General features: G+C 72.6%; 30 protein-coding genes. 21 read left to right on the plus strand and 9 right to left on the minus strand.

Translation table 11 applies throughout. The features are described 5' to 3' along the window. Positions 1-4: 4 nt before the first annotated feature. From OHS17_RS20415 to tsaE, 6 genes are all read left to right on the plus strand, one after another. Complete coding sequence (locus OHS17_RS20415; RefSeq protein WP_330313326.1) at positions 5-373, plus strand: holo-ACP synthase; 369 nt, start codon at positions 5-7, stop codon at positions 371-373. A 186-nt stretch (positions 374-559) separates the two neighbouring features. Further along, positions 560-2026 carry an NAD(P)H-hydrate dehydratase gene (locus tag OHS17_RS20420; RefSeq protein ID WP_330313327.1) on the plus strand — a complete coding sequence of 489 codons (1467 nt, stop codon included), beginning with the start codon at positions 560-562 and terminating at the stop codon, positions 2024-2026. Positions 2027-2079: 53 nt separating this feature from the next. Beyond that, complete coding sequence (locus OHS17_RS20425) at positions 2080-2466, plus strand: DUF488 domain-containing protein (protein ID WP_073964409.1); 387 nt, start codon at positions 2080-2082, stop codon at positions 2464-2466. A 52-nt stretch (positions 2467-2518) separates the two neighbouring features. Continuing rightward, positions 2519-3667 carry an alanine racemase gene (gene alr / locus OHS17_RS20430; RefSeq protein WP_330313328.1) on the plus strand — a complete coding sequence of 383 codons (1149 nt, stop codon included), beginning with the start codon at positions 2519-2521 and terminating at the stop codon, positions 3665-3667. 38 nt (positions 3668-3705) lie between these two features. Continuing rightward, positions 3706-4944: an alpha/beta fold hydrolase gene (locus tag OHS17_RS20435; protein ID WP_330313329.1), complete on the plus strand. Its 1239-nt coding sequence runs from the start codon at positions 3706-3708 to the stop codon at positions 4942-4944. Continuing rightward, positions 4913-5464: a tRNA (adenosine(37)-N6)-threonylcarbamoyltransferase complex ATPase subunit type 1 TsaE gene (gene tsaE, locus OHS17_RS20440; RefSeq protein WP_330313330.1), complete on the plus strand. Its 552-nt coding sequence runs from the start codon at positions 4913-4915 to the stop codon at positions 5462-5464. Before OHS17_RS20435 ends, tsaE begins: the two co-directional genes overlap by 32 nt. 372 nt (positions 5465-5836) lie before the next feature. Here tsaE and OHS17_RS20445 read toward each other — a convergent pair whose 3' ends face one another. Then, a complete protein-coding gene (locus OHS17_RS20445) occupies positions 5837-6382 on the minus strand; it encodes a hypothetical protein (RefSeq protein ID WP_330315306.1) in 546 nt (181 codons plus the stop codon). Between the two features lie 224 nt (positions 6383-6606). Here OHS17_RS20445 and tsaB point away from each other — a divergent pair, with 224 nt between their 5' ends. The 7 genes from tsaB to OHS17_RS20480 all read left to right on the plus strand — a co-directional run bounded on the left by tsaB (position 6607) and on the right by OHS17_RS20480 (position 11500). Then, positions 6607-7245 carry a tRNA (adenosine(37)-N6)-threonylcarbamoyltransferase complex dimerization subunit type 1 TsaB gene (tsaB, locus tag OHS17_RS20450; protein WP_330315307.1) on the plus strand — a complete coding sequence of 213 codons (639 nt, stop codon included), beginning with the start codon at positions 6607-6609 and terminating at the stop codon, positions 7243-7245. Next, positions 7242-7736, plus strand: coding sequence for a ribosomal protein S18-alanine N-acetyltransferase (gene rimI / locus OHS17_RS20455; protein WP_161212786.1), 495 nt, complete (start codon positions 7242-7244; stop codon positions 7734-7736). Before tsaB ends, rimI begins: the two co-directional genes overlap by 4 nt. Further along, complete coding sequence (gene tsaD, locus OHS17_RS20460) at positions 7736-8836, plus strand: tRNA (adenosine(37)-N6)-threonylcarbamoyltransferase complex transferase subunit TsaD (RefSeq protein ID WP_330313331.1); 1101 nt, start codon at positions 7736-7738, stop codon at positions 8834-8836. Before rimI ends, tsaD begins: the two co-directional genes overlap by 1 nt. Beyond that, on the plus strand, positions 8833-9123 hold the full coding sequence (locus OHS17_RS20465) for a hypothetical protein (RefSeq protein WP_330313332.1): 291 nt from the start codon (positions 8833-8835) through the stop codon (positions 9121-9123). The genes tsaD and OHS17_RS20465 overlap by 4 nt, the downstream gene beginning before the upstream one ends. 63 nt (positions 9124-9186) lie before the next feature. Continuing rightward, entirely contained in the window at positions 9187-9657 is a 471-nt protein-coding gene (locus tag OHS17_RS20470; RefSeq protein ID WP_330313333.1) for a VOC family protein, read from the plus strand. 47 nt (positions 9658-9704) lie between these two features. Further along, a complete protein-coding gene (locus OHS17_RS20475) occupies positions 9705-10370 on the plus strand; it encodes a hypothetical protein (RefSeq protein WP_330313334.1) in 666 nt (221 codons plus the stop codon). A gap of 101 nt (positions 10371-10471) precedes the next feature. Continuing rightward, on the plus strand, positions 10472-11500 hold the full coding sequence (locus tag OHS17_RS20480) for a polysaccharide deacetylase family protein (protein WP_330313335.1): 1029 nt from the start codon (positions 10472-10474) through the stop codon (positions 11498-11500). On the opposite strand, the gene OHS17_RS20485 is transcribed toward OHS17_RS20480, so the two are convergent. Then, positions 11497-11901, minus strand: coding sequence for a DUF6234 family protein (locus tag OHS17_RS20485; protein WP_330313336.1), 405 nt, complete (start codon positions 11899-11901; stop codon positions 11497-11499). The genes OHS17_RS20480 and OHS17_RS20485 overlap by 4 nt on opposite strands. 303 nt (positions 11902-12204) lie before the next feature. Here OHS17_RS20485 and groES point away from each other — a divergent pair, with 303 nt between their 5' ends. The 6 genes from groES (at position 12205) to OHS17_RS20515 (ending at position 16638) form a co-directional block, all read left to right on the plus strand. Next, complete coding sequence (gene groES / locus OHS17_RS20490) at positions 12205-12513, plus strand: co-chaperone GroES (protein ID WP_018101172.1); 309 nt, start codon at positions 12205-12207, stop codon at positions 12511-12513. A gap of 103 nt (positions 12514-12616) precedes the next feature. After that, complete coding sequence (groL, locus tag OHS17_RS20495; RefSeq protein ID WP_330313337.1) at positions 12617-14242, plus strand: chaperonin GroEL; 1626 nt, start codon at positions 12617-12619, stop codon at positions 14240-14242. Positions 14243-14441: 199 nt separating this feature from the next. Continuing rightward, positions 14442-15218, plus strand: a complete 777-nt coding sequence (gene fabI, locus OHS17_RS20500; RefSeq protein WP_330313338.1) for an enoyl-ACP reductase FabI — start codon at positions 14442-14444, stop codon at positions 15216-15218. Positions 15219-15361: 143 nt separating this feature from the next. Then, the gene (locus OHS17_RS20505) at positions 15362-15808 is read left to right on the plus strand and encodes an SRPBCC domain-containing protein (protein ID WP_330313339.1); all 447 of its coding nucleotides are present in this window, start codon (positions 15362-15364) and stop codon (positions 15806-15808) included. Beyond that, a complete protein-coding gene (locus OHS17_RS20510; RefSeq protein WP_330313340.1) occupies positions 15805-16143 on the plus strand; it encodes an ArsR/SmtB family transcription factor in 339 nt (112 codons plus the stop codon). The genes OHS17_RS20505 and OHS17_RS20510 overlap by 4 nt, the downstream gene beginning before the upstream one ends. Positions 16144-16155: 12 nt before the next feature. Continuing rightward, positions 16156-16638 (plus strand): hypothetical protein, encoded by a 483-nt coding sequence (locus tag OHS17_RS20515; RefSeq protein ID WP_330313341.1) that lies wholly within the window; start codon positions 16156-16158, stop codon positions 16636-16638. A gap of 21 nt (positions 16639-16659) precedes the next feature. Here OHS17_RS20515 and OHS17_RS20520 read toward each other — a convergent pair whose 3' ends face one another. From OHS17_RS20520 to OHS17_RS20540, 5 genes are all read right to left on the minus strand, one after another. Then, positions 16660-17688 (minus strand): hydroxyacid dehydrogenase, encoded by a 1029-nt coding sequence (locus OHS17_RS20520; protein ID WP_330313342.1) that lies wholly within the window; start codon positions 17686-17688, stop codon positions 16660-16662. Between the two features lie 29 nt (positions 17689-17717). Then, on the minus strand, positions 17718-18572 hold the full coding sequence (locus tag OHS17_RS20525; protein WP_330313343.1) for a carbohydrate ABC transporter permease: 855 nt from the start codon (positions 18570-18572) through the stop codon (positions 17718-17720). Beyond that, the gene (locus OHS17_RS20530; protein ID WP_018101168.1) at positions 18569-19456 is read right to left on the minus strand and encodes a carbohydrate ABC transporter permease; all 888 of its coding nucleotides are present in this window, start codon (positions 19454-19456) and stop codon (positions 18569-18571) included. The genes OHS17_RS20525 and OHS17_RS20530 overlap by 4 nt, the downstream gene beginning before the upstream one ends. A 4-nt stretch (positions 19457-19460) precedes the next feature. Next, positions 19461-20789 carry an ABC transporter substrate-binding protein gene (locus OHS17_RS20535; protein ID WP_330313344.1) on the minus strand — a complete coding sequence of 443 codons (1329 nt, stop codon included), beginning with the start codon at positions 20787-20789 and terminating at the stop codon, positions 19461-19463. A gap of 107 nt (positions 20790-20896) precedes the next feature. Beyond that, complete coding sequence (locus OHS17_RS20540) at positions 20897-22009, minus strand: substrate-binding domain-containing protein (protein WP_330313345.1); 1113 nt, start codon at positions 22007-22009, stop codon at positions 20897-20899. 171 nt (positions 22010-22180) lie between these two features. On the opposite strand from OHS17_RS20540, the gene OHS17_RS20545 reads away from it, so the two are divergent. After that, a complete protein-coding gene (locus OHS17_RS20545; RefSeq protein ID WP_330313346.1) occupies positions 22181-23944 on the plus strand; it encodes a DUF2264 domain-containing protein in 1764 nt (587 codons plus the stop codon). Positions 23945-23963: 19 nt separating this feature from the next. On the opposite strand, the gene OHS17_RS20550 is transcribed toward OHS17_RS20545, so the two are convergent. Continuing rightward, complete coding sequence (locus OHS17_RS20550; RefSeq protein ID WP_330313347.1) at positions 23964-24737, minus strand: SDR family NAD(P)-dependent oxidoreductase; 774 nt, start codon at positions 24735-24737, stop codon at positions 23964-23966. A gap of 52 nt (positions 24738-24789) precedes the next feature. Next, positions 24790-25461 carry an MOSC domain-containing protein gene (locus tag OHS17_RS20555; RefSeq protein ID WP_330315308.1) on the minus strand — a complete coding sequence of 224 codons (672 nt, stop codon included), beginning with the start codon at positions 25459-25461 and terminating at the stop codon, positions 24790-24792. A gap of 89 nt (positions 25462-25550) precedes the next feature. Between OHS17_RS20555 and OHS17_RS20560 the strand changes: the two genes are divergently transcribed. After that, positions 25551-26471: a LysR family transcriptional regulator gene (locus OHS17_RS20560; RefSeq protein WP_330313348.1), complete on the plus strand. Its 921-nt coding sequence runs from the start codon at positions 25551-25553 to the stop codon at positions 26469-26471. Positions 26472-26525: the final 54 nt, after the last annotated feature.

Raw genomic sequence — 26525 nt, forward strand, 5'->3', positions numbered from 1 at the left:
GAACGTGATCATCGGGGTCGGGATCGATGTGGCGGAGATCGAGCGGTTCGACGCGGCATTGGAGCGTACGCCGCAGCTCGCTTCGCGGCTGTTCGTGGAGGCGGAGCTGCTGCTGCCGAGCGGTGAGCGGCGCGGGATCGCCTCGCTGGCCGCCCGGTTCGCCGCGAAGGAGGCCCTGGCGAAGGCGCTCGGCGCGCCTGGCGGGCTGCTGTGGACGGACGCCGAGGTGTACGTGGAGGAGAGCGGGCAGCCGCGGCTTCGGGTGCGCGGGACGGTGGCGGCTTGCGCCGCCGCGTTGGGGGTGCGGAGCTGGCACGTGTCGCTCAGCCACGACGCGGGGGTGGCGTCCGCCGTGGTGATCGCGGAGGGGTGACGGGGGCTCCGCCCCTGTGGCCTCAGGTGCTCCGGCGGGCCGGTTCCGTCCTCAATCGCCGGACGGGCTTGATGTGGCCGGGCGCCGTCGTGAGTGCTTGGCGGACGGGCTTGATGTGGCCGGTCGCCGCTTGTCCGTGCCGCCCATCGCCTGCGTGGGGTTCTCAACCTGCGTACGTTGGAAGGCATGCGTACCGCCTACAGCGTTGACACCGTACGGGCCGCCGAAGCGGCTCTCATGGCTCGGGTTCCCGATGGGGCGCTGATGCAGCGGGCTGCCGCCGGGCTCGCCGCTGCCTGTGCTGATCTGCTGCGTCGGGCGGGGCGGGTCTACGGTTCGCGCGTCGTCCTCCTCGTCGGTACCGGTGCCAACGGCGGCGACGCGCTGTACGCCGGGGCCCGGCTCGCGCGGCGCGGCGCGGGCGTGGTCGCCGTGCGGGTGACCCCGGGCCGGGCCCACGAGGGCGGCAGCGCGGCCCTGGTCGCGGCCGGGGGACACGTGGTCGACGGTGCCGAGAGCACCGCGCACGAGGACTGGGCCGGGCGGATCGACCTCGTCGTGGACGCCATCACCGGCATCGGCGGACGCGGCGGACTGCGCCCCGGGGCCGCCGAGCTGGTCCGGAAGTACACCGCGCACGGCGCGCCCGTCGTCGCTGTCGACCTGCCCAGCGGGGTCGAGGCGGACACCGGCGAGGTGACCGGTGACGCGGTGCGCGCCGACGCCACCGTCACCTTCGGCGCGTACAAGCCCGCGCTGCTCGTGGACCCGGCCGCCGAACGGGCCGGGGCGCTGCGCCTCGTGGACATCGGCCTCGGGCCCGAACTCCCCGCCGTGCCCGACCTGGAGGCGCTCCAGTACGCGGACGTGGCCGCGCTGCTGCCCGTGCCCGCCGCCGAGAGCGACAAGTACCGGCGCGGTGTCGTCGGCATCGCCGCCGGATCGGCGCGCTATCCGGGCGCCGCCGTCCTCGCCGTCTCCGGTGCACTGCGCGCCGGGGCGGGCGCCGTGCGCTACGCGGGCCCGGGCGGCGAGGCGGTCATCGCCCGGCACCCGGAGGCCCTGGTCCACGCGGGCCGCCCCTCGGAGGCCGGGCGGGTGCAGGCGTGGGTCGTCGGCCCCGGGCTCGGGGACGGCACCGAGGCCGTGGCGGCCGTCTCCGACGTGCTGGCCACCGAGGTGCCGGTGCTGGTCGACGCGGACGGGCTGCGGCTCCTCGACCCGGACGTGGTGCGGGCCCGTACCGCGCCCACCGTCCTCACCCCGCACGCCGGGGAGGCCGCCGCGCTGCTCGGCGTGGCACGCGAGGAGGTCGAGGCGGGGCGGCTCGCCGCCGTACGGGAGCTCGCCGGGCGGTTCGGCGCGACCGTGCTGCTCAAGGGCTCGACCACCCTCATCGCCACCGACGCGCCGCACACCCCGGTCCGGGTCAACCCGACCGGCACCCCGTGGCTCGCCACGGCCGGCAGCGGTGACGTGCTCTCCGGCCTCACCGGCTCCCTGCTCGCCGCCGGACTCGCCCCGCTCGACGCCGCGTCGGCCGGGGCCTATCTGCACGGGCTCGCCGCCCGCCGCGCCGCCGACGGCTCCCCGCTCGCCGCGATGGACGTCGCCGACGCGATCCCCGGGGCGTGGCGGGACGTCCGGGCCTGAGCGAAGCTGAGGAGAGCCGACCGTCCGAAGACCCGAGGAAGAGGTGACCGGCCGTGAGCAGCAGCGGTGACGTGCGCGTACGCCGGGTGTACGACGGGGTGGAGGAGGGCGACGGCACCCGCGTCCTGGTGGACCGGCTGTGGCCGCGCGGGGTGTCCAAGGAGAAGGCCGCGATCGACCGCTGGCTCAAGGACCTCACCCCGTCGGACGAGCTGCGCTCCTGGTACCACGAGGACCGCTCCGCCACCCGCTACGACACCTTCGTGGAGCGCTACCGCGCGGAGCTCGCCGGTCCGGCCGAGTCGGCGGCCGTGGACGAGCTGGCCGGGCTGGTCCGCGAGGGCGGCCCGGTGACGCTCGTGACGGCCGTCAAGGACGTCGAGCACAGCCACGTACCGGTCCTCGCCGACCATCTGGAACACGAGCTGCGCCACCGCTGACGCGCCCCGCCGGACCGGCCCGCGCGGGCGGCTCTGAGAGACTGGGCGCGATATGAACGAGACAGCGTCCTTGCGAGCCCGTGCCGAGATCGACCTCGCCGCACTCCGCGCCAACGTGCGCGTCCTGCGTGCCCGGGCGGCCGGGGCGCACCTCATGGCCGTGGTCAAGGCCGACGCGTACGGGCACGGCGCGGTCCCCTGCGCGCGCGCCGCGCGGGAGGCGGGCGCCGCCTGGCTGGGCACCGCCACCCCGCAGGAGGCCCTGGCCCTGCGCGCCGCCGGGCTCGACGGACCGATGCTGTGCTGGCTCTGGACCCCGGGCGGCCCCTGGCGCGAGGCGATCGAGGCCGACATCGACGTCTCGGTCAGCGGGATGTGGGCCCTGCGCGAGGTCATCGAGGCCGCCGCGGCGGCCGGCCGGACCGCCCGCATCCACCTCAAGGCCGACACCGGACTCGGCCGGGCCGGCTGCCAGCCCGCCGACTGGCCCGAACTGGTCGCCGCCGCCCGCACCGCCGAGCGCGCGGGCACCGTCCGCGTCACCGGCCTCTGGTCCCACTTCGCCTGCGCCGACGAGCCGGGCCACCCCTCGATCACCGCCCAGCTCGACACCTTCCGCGACATGGTGGCGTACGCCGAGAAGGCGGGCGTCGAGCCCGAGGTGCGGCACATCGCCAACTCCCCGGCGACCCTGACCGTCCCCGAGTCCCACTTCGACCTGGTGCGGACCGGGATCGCCATGTACGGCATCTCGCCCAGCCCGGAGCTGGGCACCTCCGCCGACTTCGGGCTGCGCCCCGTGATGACGCTCGCCGCGTCGGTCGCCCTGGTCAAGCAGGTCCCGGCCGGACACGGCATCAGCTACGGCCACCACTACACGACCCCCCGCGAGACGACGCTCGCCCTGGTGCCCCTCGGTTACGCCGACGGCATCCCGCGTCACGCGTCCGGCCGGGGCCCGGTCCTGGTCGGCGGGGTGCGGCGGACCATCGCGGGCCGGGTCGCCATGGACCAGTTCGTCGTGGACCTGGACGGCGACGAGGTGGCGGCGGGCAGCGAGGCGGTGCTGTTCGGGCCCGGCGACCGGGGCGAGCCGAGCGCCGAGGACTGGGCGGAGGCCGCCGGGACCATCGCGTACGAGATCGTCACCCGGATCGGGACCCGGGTGGAGCGCGTCCACCTGGGCGCCACGGCCGACTGACACGACCGACTGACACGACCCACGAGGAGCGGGGCACGGTGAGCGACTTCAGCACGGGGGACGTGGTGGCGACGGCGGCCGCCTCGGGGGCCGGCTGGCGCCGGGCGGGCATCGCCGGCGCCGCCATAGGCGTGCTCGCCGCCGGGGCCGCGGCCGGGGTCGCCGTGGAGCGGCTGACCGTCGGCCGGGGCATGCGGCAACGCGCCCGCCTCGCCCTGGACGCCACCGGCCCGTACGGCTCGCTGCGCGGAACGCCCGGCCGCGCCACCGCCGACGACGGCACCCAGCTCTACTACGAGGTGGACGAGGTCGATCCGCCCGAGGACGCCGCCCCCTCGGGCTCCCGCCGACGCCGCCTCTTCGGGCGCAAGGCACCAGCCCCGGTCACCGTCGTCTTCAGCCACGGCTACTGCCTCGGCCAGGACTCCTGGCACTTCCAGCGCGCCGCCCTGCGCGGCCTCGTGCGCACCGTCCACTGGGACCAGCGCAGCCACGGCCGCTCCGAGCGCGGCCGCGCCCAGGCCCGTGCCGGGGGCGGGGTGCCCGTCGGCATCGACCAGCTCGGCCGCGACCTCAAGGCCGTCATCGACGCCGCCGCCCCCGAGGGCCCGCTCGTCCTCGTCGGCCACTCGATGGGCGGCATGACGATCATGGCGCTCGCCGACCAGTACCCGGACCTGCTCCGCGACCAGGTCGCCGCCGTCGCCTTCGTCGGTACGTCGAGCGGGAAGCTCAACGAGGTGAGCTTCGGGCTGCCCGTGATGGGCGTCAACGCCGTGCGCCGCGTCCTCCCCGGGGTGCTGCGGGCGCTCGGCTCGCAGGCGGAGCTGGTGGAGCGGGGGCGCCGGGCGACCGCCGACCTGTTCGCCGGGCTGATCAAGCGGTACTCCTTCGGCTCCCGCGACGTGGACCCGGCCGTCGCGCGGTTCGCGGAACGGCTCATCGAGTCCACCCCGATCGACGTGGTCGCCGAGTTCTACCCGGCCTTCGCGGAGCACGACAAGAGCGCGGCGCTGCCCCTCTTCCGCGACCTCCCGGTCCTCATCCTGGCCGGGGACAAGGACCTCGTGACGCCCAGCTCGCACAGCGAGGCCATCGCGGACCAGCTGCCCGACGCGGAACTCGTCATCGTGCCGGACGCCGGACACCTGGTGATGCTGGAGCACCCCGAGACGGTGACCGACCGGCTCGCGGACCTGCTGGTGCGGGCCGGTGCCGTACCGGAGTCCTCTAACGTTGGCGGGCATGGAACCGCAGAACAGCCCGGCGGCCGCTGAGGCCACCGTGTACGAGAACGCCCCCGGCGCCGTCACCGTGCGCCTCGCCCTCGAATCCCCCGAACAGATGCAGGCCCTGGGCCGCCGTCTCGCCGCCGCGCTGCGCCCCGGCGACCTCGTGATGCTCACCGGTGAGCTGGGCGCCGGGAAGACGACCCTGACCCGGGGGCTCGGCGAGGGCCTGGGCGTCCGGGGTGCGGTGACGTCCCCCACCTTCGTGATCGCCCGCGTCCACCCGTCGCTCTCCGGGGGGCCCGCGCTGGTCCACGTCGACGCGTACCGCCTGGGCGGCGGGCTCGACGAGATGGAGGACCTGGACCTCGACGTGTCGCTGCCGGAGTCCGTGGTGGTCGTGGAGTGGGGCGACGGCAAGGTCGAGGAGCTCTCGGACGACCGGCTCCAGGTGTTCATCGACCGCGCGGTGGGGGACACCGACGACGAACGCCGCACGGTGACCCTGGTGGGCGTGGGGCAGCGCTGGGCGGGCCTGCGCAACGAGTCCTGGACGCCGTGGGGCTGACCGCCCCGCTGTTTCCGACGCGGTGTCGGCAAAATGTTGCGCGGGACGGGGCGGACATGGTGACATGGAGGACGAGAGCGGGTTAGGTCTACCTAACCACGCCCCACCGGAGCCGGAGCCTCAGGAGGCGTCCATGCCGACATCCGACCGCGACCCGCAACCGCCGAGCACGGCGGTCCCCATGAGCACATTGCTGGCCGCGACGGCAGCGGCAAACGCGGTATCAACACCGCCATCGCCACGCAACCAGCCCCGCCCGGTGAATCCTGCGCGCCCAGTCAACGCCGCTCACGCGGCGAAATCCGCCCGCACGGCAAAAGCCGGACGGGCGGCAAAATCAAGCCCGTCCGGCGATTGAGGACGCCCCCCGGGCTAGGGGACCACCACCACGGTCGCCCCCACCGTGGCGAACCGCCACACCGCGTCCCCGTCGGCCCGGGACATCCGCACGCCCCCCGCCTTCACTGTCGGGTCCGGCTCCTCCATCGACCCGTCCTGCGCGGCGCTGAAGCCGATCGTCACGTCGTTCACCGTCGCGAACCGCACCACGTGCTCGATCGGCACGCCGTCGGACCCCTTCACGCTGCCCGAGCGCGACGTCACGTGATACGTGCCCGGCGTCGCGAGCACCGTGCTCGGCATCACCTTGAACGTCCGCGACGCCTTCCCCTTCGCGTCGACCAGCCACACCCGGCGGTCGTGCAGCGCGTAGACCACCCGCGCCCCGGTGCCGGAACCGGCGGGAACGGCCAGCGGGTCCTTCTTCGGCTTGGGCTTGTTGTGGCCCCCGGCCGGGGCGGACGCCGAGGCGCTGCTCGACGCCTTCGGCTTCGAGGCCAGGTCGTCCGGCACATTCGCGGAAGCCTGGTAGGCCAGGAAGCCGACCGCCACGACGGCCGCCGCGGTGAGCGCGGCCACGATTCCCGAGCTGCCCCTTGCCACCGTGCGTGCCTCTTTCGCTGTCGTGTGCCGTCAGGCGCGAACCACAAGTCGTACGCGGACCGTAAGTCGTACAAGCGTTTACACGTACTCCGCGTATACCCGGTGACGGTAGCAGCCGGGACCGCCCGGGCAGGGATGCCGTACGGGGCGCGGGGCGGGCCGCGCCGGAGCCGTAGGCTGTTTGCGTGCTCTTGCTCGCAATGGATACCGCCACCCCCGCCGTCACCGTCGCCCTGCACGACGGGACCCGCGTCGTCGCCGAGTCCGTCCAGGTCGACGCCCGCAGGCACGGGGAGCTGCTGCTGCCCGCCGTCGACCGGGTCCTCGCGGACGCCGGGGTGAAACTCGACGCCGTGACGGACGTCGTCGTGGGCGTCGGCCCCGGCCCGTACACCGGACTGCGCGTCGGCCTGGTGACGGCCGCCACCTTCGGCTCGGCGCTCTCCGTGCCCGTGCACGGCCTGTGCACGCTGGACGGCCTCGCGTACGCCGCCGGGCTCGAAGGACCCTTCGCCGTCGCCACGGACGCCCGCCGCAAGGAGGTCTACTGGGCGCGGTACGAGGACGCCCGCACCCGGACCGAGGGCCCCTCCGTCGACCGGCCCGCCGACCTCGCGGACCGGCTCGCGGGCCTCCCGGTCGTCGGCGCGGGCGCGGTGCTCTACCCCGAGGCGTTCCCGGACGCGCGCGGCCCCGAACACCTCGCGGCGGGCGCCCTCGCGGGCCTCGCCGCCGAACGCCTCGCGGCGGGCGAGGAACTGCTGTCGCCGCAGCCGCTCTACCTCCGCAGGCCCGACGCGCAGGTCCCGAAAAACTACAAGGTGGTCACCCCGAAGTGACCGTCACGACCGCGGTGCTGCGCGAGATGCGCTGGTGGGACATCGACCCCGTGCTCGCTCTGGAGCACGAGCTGTTCCCGGAGGACGCCTGGTCGGCGGGCATGTTCTGGTCCGAGCTGGCCCACGCGCGCGGCCCGGCGGCCACCCGCCGCTATGTCGTCGCCGAGGAGCCGGGCACCGGCCGGATCGTCGGATACGCGGGCCTCGCGGCCGCCGGCGACCTCGCCGACGTACAGACGATCGCCGTCGCCCGCGACCAGTGGGGCGGCGGGCTCGGCTCCGAGCTGCTGACCGACCTGCTCCGGCACGCCACCGCCTTCGAGTGCGCCGAGGTGCTGCTCGAGGTCCGCGTCGACAACACGCGCGCCCAGAAGCTCTACGAGCGCTTCGGCTTCGAACCGATCGGCTTCCGCCGCGGCTACTACCAGCCGGGCAACATCGACGCGCTCGTCATGCGCCTCCACGTACACGAAGAAAACGAGACTGACTGATGGCTGACGAACCGCTCGTACTCGGCATCGAGACCTCCTGCGACGAAACCGGGGTCGGCATCGTCCGGGGGACCACGCTCCTCGCGGACGCCGTCGCGTCCAGCGTCGACACGCACGCCCGCTTCGGCGGCGTCGTCCCCGAGATCGCCTCCCGCGCCCACCTGGAGGCGATGGTCCCCACCATCGAGCGCGCCCTGAAGGAGGCCGGGGTCAGCGGCCGCGACCTCGACGGCATCGCCGTCACCGCCGGACCCGGCCTCGCGGGCGCCCTGCTCGTCGGCGTCTCCGCCGCCAAGGCGTACGCGTACGCGCTGAACAAGCCGCTGTACGGGGTCAACCACCTGGCGTCCCACATCTGCGTCGACCAGTTGGAGCACGGCCCGCTGCCCGAGCCCACCATGGCGCTCCTGGTCAGCGGCGGGCACTCCTCGCTGCTGCTCGCGCCGGACATCACCAACGACGTGCGGCCGCTGGGCGCGACCATCGACGACGCGGCCGGCGAGGCGTTCGACAAGATCGCCCGGGTGCTGAACCTCGGCTTCCCCGGCGGCCCGGTCATCGACCGCCTCGCCCGCGAGGGCGACCCGGCGGCCATCGCGTTCCCGCGCGGGCTCACCGGCTCGCGCGACCCCGCGTACGACTTCTCGTTCTCCGGCCTGAAGACCTCCGTCGCCCGCTGGATCGAGGCCAAGCGGGCGGCCGGCGAGGAGGTGCCGGTGCGCGACGTGGCCGCGTCCTTCCAGGAGGCCGTGGTGGACGTGCTCACCCGCAAGGCCGTCCGCGCCTGCAAGGACGAGGGCGTCGACCACCTGATGATCGGCGGCGGCGTCGCGGCCAACTCCCGGCTGCGCGCGCTCGCCGAGGAGCGGTGCGAGCGGGCCGGCATCCGGCTGCGCGTGCCCCGCCCCAAGCTGTGCACCGACAACGGTGCGATGGTCGCCGCGCTCGGCGCCGAGATGGTCGCCCGCAACCGGCCCGCCTCCGACCTGGAGCTGTCCGCCGACTCCTCGCTGCCCGTCACCGAGACCCACGTCCCGGGCGCCCACACGCACGACCACGACCACGTGCACGAGATCAGCAAGGACAACCTCTACTCATGAGCGCCCCGGTTACCGCCCTGATGTGGGAGGCTCGCGCCGCCGAGGGCCGGGGCGGCGAGCTGGCGGAGTGGGCCCGCGCCCGCGCCGCCGCGCTGCCCCGCCCCCCGCTCCGCAGCGAGCTGCTGCGCGCCCCGCAGGACCGGGTCCTCGTCATCACCTGGTGGCAGGGCGAGTACGCCGACGAGCTGCCGGAGCTGCCCGAGCCGGACCCGGCCCTCGTCACCCGGCCGGTCCACCGCTGGCGCTTCGAGTCGGTGGGAGAGATCCAGGGCCTGGCACGTCGATGAGTTCCGGGCGACCGCGCGGTCTACCCTTCACGTCACTTTGCCCCTGTACGTGAGGAGAGGACCATGCAGAAGGTCACCACGTTCCTGTGGTTCCCGAAGGACCTGATCGAGGAGGCGGCCGACTACTACGTCTCCGTCGTCGGCGGCGACTCGCGCGTCCTGGAGACCACCGCCTGGACCGCCGCGAGCCCTGGCGAGGCGGGAAGGGCGATGACCGTACGGTTCCAGCTGGACGGCGCGGAGTACGTCGCGTTCGACGGGGGACCCGAGTTCACCTTCAACGAGGCCGTCTCGCTCTCCGTGGAGTGCGACTCGCAGGAGGAGGTGGACCGGCTGTGGAACGAGCTCACCTCCGGCGGCGGGCAGGAGATCCAGTGCGGCTGGCTCAAGGACAAGTACGGCCTGTTCTGGCAGATCGTCCCGCCGGGCCTCGGTGAGGCTCTCACCGACCCGGACCCGGAGAAGGCCGCCCGTGCGATGAAGGCCATGATGGGCATGAAGCGGCTGGACATCGAGGCCATCCGCAACGCCTGATCCCCGCGCGGCAATTGGGGCCGGGGGTGCTCGATAGGGTCGGCCCCATGTCCCCTCGCTTCGTGCTGCCGCCGCCCCCGCCGCCCGTGGAGATACGTTCCTGGCCCGACCGGGACGCGCTGCTCGCCGACCGGTCCTTCCTGCTCGGTGTGCTGGTCAAGGCGCACATCGGCCCCGGCCGGCTCGGGCTGCTGTGGCTGTGGGGGGTGGTCGGCGCGATCGGCTGGTCGTTCATCGGGACGGCGATCATCACCTTCGAGGAGTCGTACGACTTCATCAGCATGATCCTGGGCGTGGTGATGCTCGCGATGGGCGCCGCCGCCCTGATCCCGGCGGCGATCCTGCTCGTCTCCGGACTGCGCCGGGACGTGGCGCTGCGCCGGCTGCTCACGCAGTGGGGCGAGCTGGACCGCGACCCCGCCCGCGACGCCGGACTCCGGCTGCCCGGCACGACGCTGGGGTGGCTGCTGCCCTCCTTCGCGCTCGGCGCGCTGGGCCTCTACCTCTGCGTCGTCGTGCCCGCGGGGGCGGTCCGGGGCGAGGACACGTACGGGCTGATGGCGCTGGTCATGGGGCTCGGGCTGCTGTCCTGGCTCGTCGGGCTCGTCGGCGTGTTCAAGGCGTTCTGGCACCGGCGCTGGATCGTGCGGACGCTGGCCGGGGCGGCCTCGCCGCCGCCCCTGGTGTCCCGGAGCGGTGGCGTCCACCGCTGAAGCCTTTTCGGCCCCTCCGTGTGAGCCACCCGGGGGACCGCGCGCGCCCGGCGGCGGTGTCGTAGCCGATGCCCCGTCACGTACTGGCAGGATCCGGCGCCATGCAGCCAGTACGACAAAAGGACAAATTGGCCATGAATGGGCGTGAAACGGGTCCGGCGACGGGCGGGCGGCAGCGGGTACGGAGTCGCCTGCGACGCAGGCCGGGTTACGCGGTCCTCGCCGCGCTCCTGGTCGCCGCCGCCGCGTCCGGCTGCGCGGCCGGGGAGGACTCGGGCGCCGCGGCCCGGAGCGCGAAGGCCCAGGCGGGGCAGCCGGGCGCCCCGGCGGGACAGCCGGGCGCGCAGGCGGAACCGGCGGCCGGGGCGCTCGGCACCCGTGCGGCGCAGGCGGAGCGGGCCAGGCTCGCGCAGGCCGCCCGCGCGGTCGCCGCCAAGAAGTGGGACCTGGCGGCCACGCCGCTCGCGGCGCCCGTACCGCCCGCGAAGAAGCCGCACATCGCCACCCGCAAGGGCTTCGAGGTCGAGGGCCAGGACGACTCGCTGCCGCCGGTCTTCACCCGGGTCCCCACCACGGACAAGGTCGTCTTCCTGACCATGGACGACGGGGACGACAAGGACCCCGAGCTGCTGAAGATGATGGCGGAGCTGAACATCCCGTACAGCGCCTTCCTCACCGACTACCTGGTGCGCGACGACTACACGTACTTCGAGGACGCCCAGTCCCGGGGGACCGTGATCGGCAACCACACGCTCAACCACCGCTACCTGCCGGGCCTCTCGCGCGACGAGCAGAAGCGCGAGATCTGCGGCCAGCAGGACATCCTGGAGAAGCAGTTCGGCAAGCGGCCCCGGCTCTTCCGGCCGCCGTACGGCAACTACAACACCGACACGCTGAAGATCGCCAAGTCCTGCGGCATCACCGCCGTGCCGCTGTGGGAGGCGGAGGCGTTCCCCGACCGCATGGAGTGGCGCGAGGAGGACCAGAAGCTGCACCCCGGCGACATCATCCTCACCCATTTCCGGGGCAAGGCGGACTGGAAGGGGAGCATGCCCGACCTGGTCCGGTCCGTCATGAAGGTCATCACGGACCAGGGTTACTCGGTGGCCCGCCTGGAGGACTACGTTTAGGAGGCGGCGTACGCACGGGCGTCCCCGGGCTCCGGGTGCGCGTCCTCGTAGGCGCTGTGCCAGGCCCTCAGCGTGAGCACCAGCAGCAGGCATACGCCGATCAGCTGGACGACGCCCGCGATCGGCAGCCCGTGGCGCAGCAGCACCACGCCGATCACACAGGCCGCCGCGGTGAGGGCGGCGAGGACGAGAGTGCCGGACCAGTCCATCCCGGGCGGTCCGGCCTCCGCCATGTCCGGGTTCGGCGGCCGGGGGGCGGAGCCCGTGTACGCCCAGAGGGCGATCCCGCTGAGCAGCGTCTCCAGCGCGATGAGCAGTACCCCGAGCACCGCGTCGAGGCAGCCGGTCACCACCGGGCCGGGGCGCGGTGGGGCCGAACGGTCGGAGGGTCGTATGCGCATGACGCCACCGTCCACCTGGAACGGTCCGGGTGGTCCCCGCGTTGTCCCTACGGTGTCCGGAACGTTGCACGGCCGCAGCCGTACGGAGGGGCGGGCGCCCACGTACGCCACGAGGGGCGTGAATTGGCACTCCGCTTGACCGAGTGCTAATCGCGGTCATAGTCTCAGTGCTGGCACTCCCTACTGGAGAGTGCCAGCAGTACTGTGCGACCGGCAGGTCCGGCACCCGCGACGACGGGCCACCTGGTCGCCGACCCAAAGACTGTTAAACCCCGTGAGATCTCCGAAGGGGGAGACCGGATCGTGTCGACCGCCAGCTCCAAGGTTGCGATCAAGCCGCTCGAGGACCGCATTGTGGTCCAGCCGCTCGACGCCGAGCAGACCACGGCCTCCGGCCTGGTTATCCCGGACACCGCCAAGGAGAAGCCCCAGGAGGGCGTCGTCCTGGCCGTGGGCCCGGGCCGCTTCGAGAACGGCGAGCGCCTGCCGCTCGACGTCAAGACCGGCGATGTCGTGCTGTACAGCAAGTACGGCGGCACCGAGGTGAAGTACAACGGCGAGGAGTACCTCGTCCTCTCGGCGCGCGACGTCCTCGCGATCATCGAGAAGTAATTCACCCACGTTTGCTTCTGTTCTGCGCCCCTGGCCCCCTGCGACATCACTAGCCGGGCGGCAGGGGCGCAGTTCTTGTTTTTGAGAGGAACAGTTCAGCTCCATGGCGAAGATCCTGAAGTTCGACGAGGACGCCCGTCGCGCCCTTGAGCGCGGCGTCAACAAGCTTGCCGACACGGTCAAGGTGACGATCGGCCCCAAGGGCCGCAACGTCGTCATCGACAAGAAGTTCGGTGCCCCCACCATCACCAACGACGGTGTCACCATCGCGCGCGAGGTCGAGCTGGACGACCCGTACGAGAACCTCGGCGCCCAGCTGGTGAAGGAGGTCGCCACCAAGACGAACGACGTCGCGGGTGACGGCACCACCACCGCCACCGTCCTGGCCCAGGCGCTCGTCCGCGAGGGTCTGCGCAACGTCGCCGCCGGCGCCTCCCCGGCCGCCCTGAAGAAGGGCATCGACGCCGCGGTCAAGGCCGTGTCCGAGGAGCTCCTCGCGACCGCCCGCCCGATCGACGACAAGTCCGACATCGCCGCCGTCGCCGCGCTCTCCGCGCAGGACCCGCAGGTCGGCGAGCTCATCGCGGACGCGATGGACAAGGTCGGCAAGGACGGTGTCATCACCGTCGAGGAGTCCAACACCTTCGGTCTGGACCTCGACTTCACCGAGGGCATGGCCTTCGACAAGGGCTACCTGTCCCCGTACATGGTGACCGACCAGGAGCGTATGGAGGCCGTCCTCGACGACCCGTACATCCTGATCCACCAGGGCAAGATCGGCTCGATCCAGGAGCTGCTGCCGCTCCTGGAGAAGGTCATTCAGTCCGGTGGCTCCAAGCCGCTGCTGATCATCGCCGAGGACGTCGAGGGCGAGGCCCTGTCGACCCTGGTCGTCAACAAGATCCGCGGCACGTTCAACGCCGTCGCCGTCAAGGCGCCGGGCTTCGGTGACCGCCGCAAGGCCATGCTCGGCGACATCGCCACCCTCACCGGTGCGACCGTCATCGCCGAGGAGGTCGGCCTCAAGCTCGACCAGGCCGGTCTGGACGTGCTGGGCACCGCCCGCCGCGTGACCGTCACCAAGGACGACACCACCATCGTCGACGGTGGCGGCAAGTCCGACGAGGTCGCCGGCCGCGTCAACCAGATCAAGGCCGAGATCGACGCCACGGACTCCGACTGGGACCGCGAGAAGCTCCAGGAGCGCCTGGCGAAGCTGGCCGGCGGGGTCTGCGTGATCCGCGTCGGTGCGGCCACCGAGGTCGAGCTCAAGGAGAAGAAGCACCGTCTGGAGGACGCCATCTCCGCGACCCGCGCCGCGGTCGAGGAGGGCATCGTCTCCGGTGGTGGCTCCGCCATCGTCCACGCCGTCAAGGTCCTCGAGGGCAACCTCGGCAAGACCGGCGACGAGGCCACCGGTGTCGCGGTCGTCCGCCGCGCCGCCGTCGAGCCGCTGCGCTGGATCGCCGAGAACGCCGGCCTGGAGGGCTACGTCATCACCTCCAAGGTCTCCGAGCTCGACAAGGGCCAGGGCTTCAACGCCGCCACCGGCGAGTACGGCGACCTGGTCAAGGCCGGCGTCATCGACCCGGTCAAGGTCACCCGCTCCGCCCTGGAGAACGCCGCGTCCATCGCGTCGCTGCTGCTCACGACCGAGACCCTGGTCGTCGAGAAGCCGGCCGAGGAAGAGCCGGAGGCCGCGGGCCACGGCCACGGCCACTCGCACTAGCGGTTGGCTCAGAGAGGCCCGGCACCCCGCGAGGGGGCCGGGCCTCTCTGCTTGCGCGGGGGCTTCGTCATGGCTGCACCCGACAAAGATGTGGCGGACGTCTTTGCCCAGGACCCCACGCATGTGTCGGCTCTCGACGAGGAGACTCTGCAGAGTCGGGGACGGAGCATCCCCGCACCACTTCTGCAGAAGGACGGGCATGACTCTCGACGGCAAGAAGGTCCTGGTCCTCGGTGTCCTCACCGAACCCTCGATGGGCTTCCAGATCGCGAAATCCGTCATGGACCGCGGCGGCGACGTCATCGTGGCGAACGCCCCGGGCCGTCCCAGCAGCATCATGAAGCGGATCGTGACCCGCCTGCCGAAGCCACCGGTCGACTGCCTGGAAGCCGACATCACCAACGACGAGGACCTCGCGGAGCTGGCCCGGAACATCGGCAAGCACTGGGACCGCCTCGACGGTGTGGTCCACGCGGTCGCGTTCGCTCCGGCCGATGCCCTCGGCGGCAACTTCCTGAACACACCGTTCGAGTCGGTGGCCACCGCCATGAGCGTCTCGGCGTTCAGCCTGAAGGGCCTTACCGCGCACGTGCTGCCGCTGCTGGAGCAGGCCGAGCGCGCCTCCGTGGTCAGCCTCACCTTCAACGCCACTGTGGCATGGCCGGTCTACGACTGGATGGGCCCGGTCAAGGCGGCCCTGGAGTCGACCAACCGGTACCTGGCGCGCGATCTCGGCGTGAAGGGCATCCGCGTCAACGCGGTCGACTCCGGCCCGATCACCACCATGGCCGGCAAGTCCATCCCCGGCTTCGACTCCCTCGCGGAGGCGTGGCCGCAGCGCGCCCCGCTGGGCTGGGACACCTCGGACGCCTCACCGGTCGCCGACACCGTCGCCTTCCTCCTCGGCGACGACTCCCGCGCGATCACCGGACAGGTGCTGCACGTGGACGGCGGGTTCTCGGCCGTAGGTGCCTGAGCAGCCGCCAAGCGCAGGAAGGCCCGGCACCCCGGGAGGGGCCGGGCCTTCCTGCTGCGGCCAGGTGCAACCCTTGGGTTGCTTCTGGGTGAGTGAAGTGCAACCCTGGAGTTGCATCCGATGGTGACGACGAAGGAGCCCTCATGAGCGAGGACCGGATCGAAAGCGAGACCTTGATCGCGGCGCCCCTGGAGCGGGTCTGGTCGCTGGTGGCCCAGCCCGGGTTCTGGGTGGCCGACAAGACGAGCCTGCCCGGGACCGTGGCCAAGGAGGGCGAGTCGATGACGGCGAGGAACGCCGAGCACGGCGACTTCCCGGTGCGTGTGGAGAAGGTCGAGCCGCCCACGTACCTGGCGTACCGCTGGACCAGCGCGTTCCCCGGGGAAGAGCTGCGCGAGGACAACAGCACCCTCGTGGAGTTCACGTTGACCGAGGAAGGCGGGCAGACCCGGCTGCGCGTGGTCGAGAGCGGGTTCGCGGCGCTGGCCGCGTCCGAGGAGCTGCGCAGCCGGAATCTGAAGGACCACGCCGGAGGCTGGCCCCTGGAGCTCGACGCGCTCAAGAGCCGCGCCGAACAGTCCGCCCCGTGACGGAAGAACGTCACGAGGCCGTCGACAGCGTCCTCACCGCGCTGGCAGACCCGACGCGGCGCCGGCTGCTCGACCTGCTCGCCGCACAGGGCGAGGCCACGGCAACGACGCTCGCCGGACCGCTTCCCGTCTCGCGGCAGGCGGTGGTCAAGCACCTCGCCGTTCTGGAGGCCGCCGGCCTGGTTTCCGGCGGTCGGGTCGGACGCGAGGTGCGGTACGCCGTACGGCCTGCGGCGCTCGACGCGACGGCACGGTGGATGGCCTCGCTCGCGGCCTCCTGGGACCGGCGGCTGGACCACATCAAGCGCGTCGCCGAGGCGGCGGAACAGGAGTGAAGGAAGCACGCCATGGACACCACGGCACTGCGCAGCGCCTACGACAAGCTGCTCGAAGCGGCGGCCCTCCCCGGCCTCGGTGACGCGGACGACGGAGGATGGAACGCCGACGAGATCCTGGCCCATCTCCTCAGCGTCGACGCCTCGATCGCGGCGGTCGCTCTGGCGGTCGTCGCCGGCTCACGGCCGGCCTTCGACAACCGGGTGTCCCTCGACGCCTGGAATCTCGGCCGGATCATCACAGAGCACTCGGGCCGGGCGGATCTGATCGACCATGTCAGGAGTCAGGCCACCGTCCTCTGCGGCATCGCCGATCGGCTCAATGAGGAAGCCGCCTCGGTTCGGGTGCCGACGCTCCTCCTGTCCCATGACGCCGTCGTGCTGGACCGGCCGATGTCGCTGGCGAGCCTCGTGAACGGCCTCGCCGAGGACCACGTACCCGTGCATACGCGACAGCTCCTCGATCTCCGCCCCGCCGTGCCCGGGCACGGGTGAAGGCAGGGCCTTCGGGCTGTTCTACGCCGACCGGTCCAGCACCGCCGGATGCACCGGCTCCGCGAATGGCCGTCCCTGCGCGTACCGCTCCAGTTCGTCCAGCGCGTGGTCGGTCATGCGGTGGAGTTCGTTGCCGAGGGAGCCGGCCACGTGGGGGGTCAGGAGGACGTTCGCGAGGGTGTACAGGGGAGAGTCGGACGGGGGTAGTTCGGGGTCCGTCACGTCGAGTACGGCGTGCAGGCGGCCCGGGATCAGTTCGCGGAGCAGGGACGCCTCGTCGATCAGGGAGCCCCGGGCCGTGTTGATCAGCGTCGAGCCGGTCCGCATCAGGGCGAGCTGGCGGGCGCCGATCATGTGGTGGGTCTCGGGGAGTTGGGGGGCGTGCACGGAGACGACGTCGGCGCGGGCGCACAGTTCGTCCAGGGTGACCGGCTCGACGCCGAGGCGCGCCGCCTCGTCCGCGGTGACGAAGGGGTCGTACAGCAGGACCGACAGGTCGAAGGGGCGGAGCAGCTCGATGACGCGGCGGCCGATGCGGGAGGCGCCCACGATGCCCACCGTGCGGCGGTAGTTGCCGGCGCCGTCCAGCTCGGCGCGCCAGTCGTGGTCGGCGCGGAGCTCGCGGTAGACGTGGGCGGAGTGCGGGACGCGCTTGTTGGCCAGCAGGATCGTGGCCAGGGTGTATTCGGCCACCGGCAGCGCGTTGGCCCCGGCCGCCGAGGAGACGGCGAGGCCGCGCTCCCAGCAGGCGTCGGTGATGTGGTGCTTGACGGAGCCGGCCGCGTGGACGACCGCCTTGAGGCGGGGCGCGGCGGCGAGGACGCGGGGGGTGAGCGGGGTGGCGCCCCAGCAGGTGAGCAGGACCTCCGCCTCGGCGAGGGCGGCGGCGACGCGCGGGTCCGGGTCGGCCAGGTCGTGGGCGACGAGGGCCGGGTCCGTACGGGCGAGGGCGGCGAGCCGGGCGCGGTGGCGGGACTCGAAGAGGCGCTCGTAGATGTCCGGGCCCATGGCGAGCAGGACCGACGGCCTGGGGTCAGTGGTGGACTGCATGGTGGTGGACGACTCCCTTGAGGTCGGGGCTACTTGACGCTGCCGGCGGTGAGTCCGGCCTTCCAGTGCCGTTGCAGGGAGACGAAGGCGACGATCAGCGGGATGACGGCGAGGAGCGACCCGGTGACGACGAGCGGATAGAAGCCCGGCTCGCTGTGGGTGTTGGTGTTCCAGGAGTACAGGCCGAGGCTCAGCGGGAAGAGCTTGCGGTCGGAGAGCATCACGAGCGGCAGGAAGAAGTTGTTCCAGATCGCGGTGAACTGGAAGAGGAAGACGGTCACGAACCCCGGCATCATCATCGGCAGCCCGATGGAGAAGAAGGTCCGCAGCTCGCCCGCCCCGTCGATGCGCGCGGCCTCCAGCGCCTCGCCCGGAATGTACCCGGCGGAGAACACCCGGGCGAGATAGACGCCGAAGGGGTTCACCAGGACGGGGATCAGCACGGACCAGTACGTGTTGACGAGGCCGAGCTTGCTGGCCAGCAGGTACATCGGCAGGGCCAGCGCGGTCGTCGGGACGAGCACCCCGAGCAGGACGAGCCCGAACAGCTTCTCCTTGCCCCGGAACTCGTACTTGTCGAAGGCGTACCCGGCGGCGACGCAGATCAGCGAGCAGACCGCGGCGCCCACTCCCGCGTACAGCAGGCTGTTCCCGTACCACCGGAAGTAGACGCCGTCCCCGTACGTGGCGATGTCGGAGAGGTTCTTCGAGAGGTCGAAGCCCTTGAAGGAGAAGGTGTCCCCGGCGAGCAGCGAGCCGGTGTCCTTGGTGGCGGCGGTGACCAGCCAGACGAGCGGGAAGAGCATGTAGAGGACGGCCAGGAGCAGCGCTCCGTTGACGGCCGCTTTGGACAGCCAGGGGTTCTTGCGGGTCGTGGTGCTCATGCGCGCGCGCCCTTCCGGCCGGTGAGGCGGGTGACGACGAAGGACAGCAGGGCGGCGGTGAGCGCCAGGAGTACGGAGGCGGCGGCCGCGAGTCCGAAGTCGTTGCGGGCGAAGGCCGCGGTGTAGGCGTACATGTTCGGTGTCCAGGAGGAGGAGACGGCGGACCCGGAGCCGGTGTTGAGGATCAGCGGCTCGGTGAAGAGCTGGAGCGAGCCGATGATCGTGAAGAGCACGACCATCACGACCGAGGACCGGATCAGCGGGAGCTTGATGCTGAACGCGATGCGCCCGCCGCTCGCTCCGTCCACCGTGGCCGCTTCGAGCACCGAGCGGTCGATGGCCTGGAGGGCGGCGTAGAAGATCACCATGTTGTAGCCGAGCCATTCCCACAGCGCGATGTTCACGACGGAGGGCAGCGCGCCGCTCGGGGAGAAGAAGTCGAAGCCGATGCCGCCGGAGTGCATCGCGGAGACGACGGGGCTGAGGCCCGGCGTGTAGAGGTACAGCCAGATCATCGCGGCGATGATGCCGGGCACGGCGTGCGGCAGGAACAGCGCGAGCTGGAAGAAGCGCCGGGCGCGGGCGAGCGCCGAGTCGAGCAGCAGGGCGAGTCCGAGGGCGCCGCCGACCATCAGCGGGATGTAGACGGCGCAGTAGCCGAGGAGGACGAGGAAGCCGTCGCGGAAGACCCGGTCACCCAGCGCCGCCGTGTAGTTGCCGAGTCCGGTGAAGACCGTCTCGGATCCGCCGAAGCCGAGCCCCGACTGCTGTTCGGTGAAGAGGCTGAGCCAGACCGCGTAACCGATCGGGATCAGCATCACGGCGGTGAACAGGACGAAGAACGGGGTCAGCAGGGTCGCGGCGGCGCGGGTGCGGGCTTTCATCCGGTCAGCCCTCGACCTTCAGGCCGCGCTTGGACAGCTCCGCGATCGTCGCGTCGTGGGCGGCCTTCACGGCGTCGGGGATGGTGGTGCCGCCCCCGGCGAGCTTGCCGAAGCGGTCCTTGAGCGTGGTGTTGGTGGTGCCCATCGCGGGGCCCCAGGTCCAGCCCTGCTTGATCGCGGCGCCGCCGTCCTCGAAGACCTGGTAGATGTCCTGGCCGCCGTAGAACTTGGTGTCGAACGCCTTCTTGGCCGCCGGGCGCAGGGCGAGCGCGGCCGGGAAGGCGCTGGAGGTGCCGGAGGAGATACGGGCCTTGATGCCGTCCTCCGTGGTGGTCATCCAGGTCGCGAACTCGACGGCCGCGGCGGCCTTCCCGCTGTTCTTCGGCACGGCGAAGGTGGTCCCGCCGAGCATGCCGCCCGCCGGCTTGCCGTCCCAGGTCGGGATCGGGGCGACGGCCCACTTGCCGCTCTGCTCGGGCAGAGTGCCGCCGAGGACGCCGCCGCCCCAGGAGGCGCCGAGGTAGCCGACGGTGCCGCCGGTCTTCAGGGAGTTGGTCCAGGCGGGCGAGAAGGAGGCGTCGGTGCGGACCAGGCCGTCCTTCACCAGGCCCTGCCAGTAGTCGGCGACCTTGGTGGTGGCGGCGTCGGTGGTGTCGACCTTCCAGGTGTCGCCCTCGGCCTTGAACCACTGGGCGCCGGCCTGCCAGACCATCGCCTCGAAGGTGGTCGGGTCGTCCGGGAAGAAGGTGCCGATGCGGGCCTTGGAGTCGGCCTTCTTCACCTTCTCGGCGGCCGACTTGAACTCGTCCCAGGTCTTGGGGACGTCGATGCCGTACTTGGTGAAGAGGTCCTTGCGGTAGAAGAACGCCTGCGGCGCGGCGTCGAAGGGGACCGCCCAGCTCTTGCCGCCGAGCGTGGTCTGCTCGATCGCCTGCGGGAGGAACTTCTTCTTCACGTCGTCCGTGAGGTACTTCCCGATGTCCTGGAACCCGCCCTGGCTGACGTACTCGGGGAGCTGCGGGTATTCGACGGAGACCAGGTCGGGGGCGTTGCCCGCCTTGATCGCGTTGGAGATCTTCGCGTAGCCGCCGGCGTTCCCGGAGGGGGTCTCCTCGAACTTCACCTGGATGTTCTTGTGCGAGGCGTTGAACGCGTCCACGACCTCCTTGGTGCCCTTGGCCCAGCCCCAGAAGGTGATGGTCACGGGCTTGGCGGCGGTGCCGGTGCCGCCGCCCCCGGAGTCGTCCCCGCTCCCGCCGCAGGCCGTGACGACGGCGAGGGCGGTGACGGCTCCGGCTATGGAAAGAGTCGTTCTGCTCCAACTGCGGTTCACGGCGGGCTCCTGAGTCGACGGTGACAGGGACGTTGGGCGTGATCCTTGGTCCACCGATGACCGAAGTCAAGAGCGAAAGATTGATTGATCGAGAAAAGATCAGAACGTTATCGAGCGGTCGACGCCCGCACCCGCAGCCGCGGCAGCAGCGCCAGATGCCTTCCGGGCTCCTCCTCGTCCGCTCCCGAATCGTCCCGCCCGGCCCCGTCCCGCCCCGCCCCGAGCCGCCCGATCAGCAGCTCCGTCGCGTACCGCCCGACGTGCCGCTTGGGCGGGCTGACCGCGGTCAGCGGGATGTCGCCCATCGCCGCCACCTCGTCGTCGTACGCGATCACCGCCAGGTCCTCCGGCACCCGCACGCCCAGCTCCGACAGGCGCTGCACCAGGTGGATCGCGTCCACGTCGTTGTGCACAAGCACCGACGTGGCCCGGCCGGAGGCCACCGCGTCGCGCACCTCGCCCACTGCCTCCTCGAAGCGCGCCGGGTCCACCTCCGGCCCGGACGTCCCGATCATCGCGGGCGCGCCCTCGGCGAGACCCAGCACCGCGAGCGCGTCCTCGTAGCCGGAGCGCACCGCGAGCGCGGTCGGGCTGTCGGCGCGGGCCACCAGGAGCGGGGTGGCGTGGCCGAGGCCGATCAGATGGCGCACGGCGAGCAGCACCCCGTGGCGGTGGTCCGAGCAGACCCGGTCCAGTCCGTCCAGCGGCGATCCGGGCGCCGGGGTGCGCTCCAGGAGCACGGCGGGCACCGGAAGACCGGCCATCCAGTCCCCGTACGCCGCCTGGTCCTCGGCGCCCCGCCAGGCCGGGGCGATGAGCAGCCCGTCGGCCCCGGAGGCGAGCAGCCCCTCGGCGCGCGCCCGGTCGCCCTCGGGCCGGTAGTCGGAGATCCGCAGCACCAGGCGGCCCCCGGCGCGCGCGGCCGCCTCCTGCGCACCCCGGATGACCTCGGCGAAGTAGTACGTCGCGGAGGGGGCGATCAGCCCGAGCACCGGGCCGCCGCCGGGGCCGGGACCGGCGGGCGTCGCGGCGTCCCGGGGCCAGGAGACCGAGCCGTGGACCCGGTCCAGCAGTCCGCGCTCGGCCAGCGCCTCGGCGTCGCGGCGCGCCGTGACGGGGGAGACCCCCAGCAGACCGGCCAGATCGGAGACACGGGCCGAGCCGCGCTCCCGTACCAGGGCCAGAAGTCGGTCGTGACGTTCAGCTGCACTCTCGCGCACGGCGGCAGTCCCCTTGTTGATCGCGATGTGGTGGCTCGGCTCGCCAGACCCTAATCCACTGTGATCGATTGATGGAAGTTTCGATCATTCGCAACGTCATCTCTTGACGTTCGATCAACCCGCGGTTCAGGATTCCCTGCGACGCCGAAGTCCGCCTCCCCTGGGAGCATCATGCCCACGACCAGTCCGTACACGGGGTACACCCGTGCCGATTGGGAGCGCGCGGCCGACCGACTGCTGCTCGCGGTACGCCCCTACGCCTCGCCCCGCCACGGCCGCGTCGACCTCCCCGGCCCCCGGCCGAGCTGGTCCGGGGCCCTCTCCGACGGCCTGGAGGGCTACGCCCGCACCTGGCTGCTCGCCGCGCTGCGGACCGCCGGAGCGCGCGGCGATGACCCGCACGGCCTCCTCGGCCGGTACGCCGAAGGGCTCGCCGCCGGCACGTCCGACCCGGCGGGCAGCCCCGACGCCTGGCCCCGCATCGCGGACGTCCCGCAGGCCATCGTGGAATCCGCGTCCATCGCCCTGGGCCTGCGCCTCACCCGCCCCTGGCTCTGGGACACCCTGGACGACGCCACCCGGCAGCGCGCCGTCGACTGGCTCCTCCCCGCCCTCGACGCGCCCCCGGTGAACAACAACTGGTGGTTCTTCGGGCTCACCGTCGGCGGCTTCCTCCAGGACGCCGGCATCGAGACCGACCGTGCCCGGAAGACCATCGACCGCGCACTGGCACACGTAGAGGACTGGTACCTGGGCGACGGCTGGTACAGCGACGGCCCGAACCGCTCCTTCGACCACTACAACGCCTGGGCGATGCACTTCTACCCGGTCCTGCACGCCCACCTGGCGGGCGACCGGGACCTCCTGGACCGCTACGGCCCCCGCCTGCACCGCCAGCTGGACGACTACAGCCGGATGTTCGGCGCGGACGGCGCCCCCATGCCCTTCGGCCGCTCCCTCATCTACCGCTTCGCCGCCGCGGCCGCCCCCTGGCTCGGCGCGATGACCGGCCACACCCCGCTCACCCCGGGCGCGACCCGCCGCCTCGCCTCCGGCACCCTCCGCCACTTCCTGGACCACGGCGCCACCGACCCGGACGGCCTCCTCACCCTCGGCTGGCACCGCCCGTACGCGCCCATGCTCCAGACCTACTCCGGCCCGGCCTCCCCGTACTGGGCCTCCAAGGGCTTCCTCGGACTCCTGATGCCCCCGGACCACCCCGTCTGGACCGCCACCGAGGAGCCGCTGCCCGCCGAGACCGCCGACGCCGTGACCGTCCTCGGCCCGACCGGGATGCTCCTCCAGTCCACCGCCGCGGACGGCCTCGTCCGGCTCCACAACCACGGCTCGAACCACGTGGGCGACGAGGAGGACCCCGGCTACGCCCGCTTCGCGTATTCCACCCGGACCGGCCCCACGCACGGGGACGCCGAGCGCGACAACCACTTCGCGCTGCTCCCCTACGGGAGGCCGACCGCCCGTCTCACCGCGGACCCGCTCGGCCACGCCGCCTCCGCGCACACCCCGCTCCCCGGCGTCCGCGTCGTCTCCGCCACCCTCGCCCACGGCCGCGCCGAGGTCCGCGCGCATCTGGTCACGGGCGCGCCCGACGGCACGCCCGTCCGCCAGACGGGGTGGGCGACCGGGGACGACCAGGCCCTCACCGCCCAGCTCCACCCGGTCCACGGCTACGAGGGCGGGGTCCGCGAACTGTCCGGCGGGGACACCATGTTCGGCGAGACCTCCCGGCTCCTGGCCGTCGAGGGCGCGACCTCCGGACCCCGGTCCCTCTTCGTCGCGCTCGCCTCGCTCACGGGCGAGGCGGACCCGGCGCCCGTCGACACCCTCGCCGACATCCGCGTACGGAGCCCCCACGAGATCCATGTGACCTGGCACGACGGCAGCACCGCCGTACTCCGCCTCCCGGAGGAGTGAAGGCCCCCTACCGCGGGCCCTACTGCGGCCCGTACTTGCGGCCCGTCCGCGAGGTCAGCCCGCCGAGCAGGCCGCGCGGGGCCAGCTTCACCGCGCCCATCAGCACCTTGTAGCGCGGGTCCGGGACCGACACCGACTTCCCGCGCGCCAGGTCCGCGAGCGCGGCCGTCACCAGCTTGTCCGCGTCGAGCCACATCCAGCCCGGGATGTTGCCCGTGCCCATCCCGGCCCGCTGGTGGAACTCCGTCCGCACGAAGCCCGGGCACAGCGCCATCAGCCGCACCCCGGACCCGGCCAGGTCCTTCGCCGCGCCCTGGCTGAACTGCACGACCCACGCCTTCGAAGCGCCGTACGTGCCGCGCGGGACGAACGCCGCGACCGAGGCCACGTTGACGATGCCGCCCCGGCCGCGCTCCCGCATCGGGGCCGCCGCCGCCGAGGTCAGCCGCAGCACCGCCTCGCAGTGCACCTTGAGCATCGTCAGCTCGTCGGCCATCGGGACTTCCAGATAGCGCCCCTTGTTGCCGAAGCCCGCGTTGTTCACCAGCAGGTCGACCGGGTGCCGGGTGTCCCCGAGGCGTTCCTCGACCGCGCGGATGCCCTTGTCCTCGGACAGGTCGGCCCGCAGCACCTCAGCCTCGATGCCGTGCCGGTCGTGCAGCTCGGTCGCCTGCTCGCGCAGCCGCTCCGCGTCCCGGGCCACCAGGACCAGGTCGTACCCGTCGGCGGCGAGCCGCCGGGCGAAGGCGGCACCGATACCCGCCGTCGCGCCCGTGATCAGTGCAGTCGTCATACGCGGCACGTTAGAGCATCCCGGAACGGCGCCTCCGGGGGCTCCCGCGGCCTCAGGAAGCGGTGAGCTCCGCCGCGTACGCGCGCGCCTTCCGCAGCGTCGACGGGGACAGCGCCTCGCCCGCCGGGAGGAGCAGTGGCAGCAGGTCGCGCCGGGTGGTGACGGCCCGGAACTGGAGCTCCACGGTCACCTCGTGATCCGGCCGGTGCACGATCTCGACCGGGTCGCCCGCCCGGACGGACCCCGGCGTGATCACCCGCAGATACGCCCCCGGGGCCGCCGCCTGCGTGAACCGCTTCACCCAGCGGGCCTCGCCCAGGTGGCCCTGGAACGTGCGGCACGGGATGCGGCCCGAGGCGACCTCCAGGACCAGCTCCCCGCCGATCCGCCAGCGCTCGCCGATCAAGGCCTCGCCGACCCGCAGCCCCGCCGTGGTCAGGTTCTCGCCGAACGAGCCGTTGGGCAGCGCGCGGCCCAGCTCCCGCTCCCAGGCGTCCAGGTCCTCGCGGGCGAACGCGTACACCGCCTGGTCCGAGCCCCCGTGGTGGCGCAGGTCGCACACCGCGTCCCCGGCGACGCCGCTGCCGCCCTCGCCCTTGGGGCCGGGGTCCGTGACCCGCACCGGGCCCTCCACGGGGTGCTTGTCGATCCCGGTCCTGCCGCCGGGGGCGTCGGTGCAGGGCGCCGCCGTGGGACGCCCCGCGTTCACGGTCAGCACAGTCATCGCGGTCATACCGGAACGGTATCCAAGGCCACCCCAAAGTCGCGCGCGAATATCTCGCGATCGCCCCAAGGGTCACTTATGCTGGAGGGGTGATCGAAGCCCGCCACCTCCGCGTCCTGCGCGCCGTCGCCGGCACCGGCTCCTTCTCCGCCGCCGCCCGGGAGCTGGGCTGCACCCAGCCCGCCGTCAGTCAGCAGATGAAGGCCCTGGAGTCCTCGGCCGGGACCACGCTGCTCATCCGGACCGGCCGCGAGATGCGGCTGACCCAGGCGGGCGAGGCGCTGGTGCGGCACGCCTCCGGCATCCTCGCCGGGCTCACCGCCGCCGAGGAGGAGGTCGCCGCGATCGCCGGACTGCGGGCGGGCCGGGTCCGGCTCGTGTCGTTCCCGAGCGGCAGCTCCTCGCTGGTCCCGGGCGCCCTCGCCGCCCTGCGCGCCGCCCACCCCGGCACCCGGGTCTCCCTCGTGGAGGCCGAGCCGCCCCGGTCGGTCGAGATGCTGCGCGACGGCGACTGCGACATCGCCCTCGCCTTCCGCTACGGGGAGCCGGGCGCCGAATGGGACGACATGGTGGTCCGCCCCCTGCTCACCGACCGCCTCACGGGCCTGGTCCCCGAGGGGCACGCGCTGGCGGACCGGGACGAGGTCGGCATCGCGGAGCTGGCCGGGGAGTCCTGGATCGCCGGGTGCCCCCGGTGCCGCAGGCAGCTGGTGGAGGTGTGCGAGGAGTCCGGCTTCACCCCGCGCATCGACTTCGCCACCGACGACTACCCGGCGGTGATCGGCCTGGTCGGCGCGGGCCTGGGGGTCGCCGTCCTGCCCGCCCTGGCCATCGAGTCGGTACGCCCCCGAGGCGCCAGGACCCTCACGGTGGCCCCGGCCATCGAACGCGAGATCGTCGCCCTGACCCTGCCCGACCTGGCGCGAGTCCCGGCGGTAGCCGCCACCCTGGACCACCTGGCGCTGGCATCTTCGAGCCCCGCCGCATCATCCAGCCCCGCCGGCGTTTGAGGCGCGGGGCCCGGGGCGGAGCCCCGGGTTTCGGGAAGGGGCGGGGTGGGGTGC

This window comes from Streptomyces sp. NBC_00523, from assembly GCF_036346615.1.
Lineage (GTDB): Bacteria > Actinomycetota > Actinomycetes > Streptomycetales > Streptomycetaceae > Streptomyces.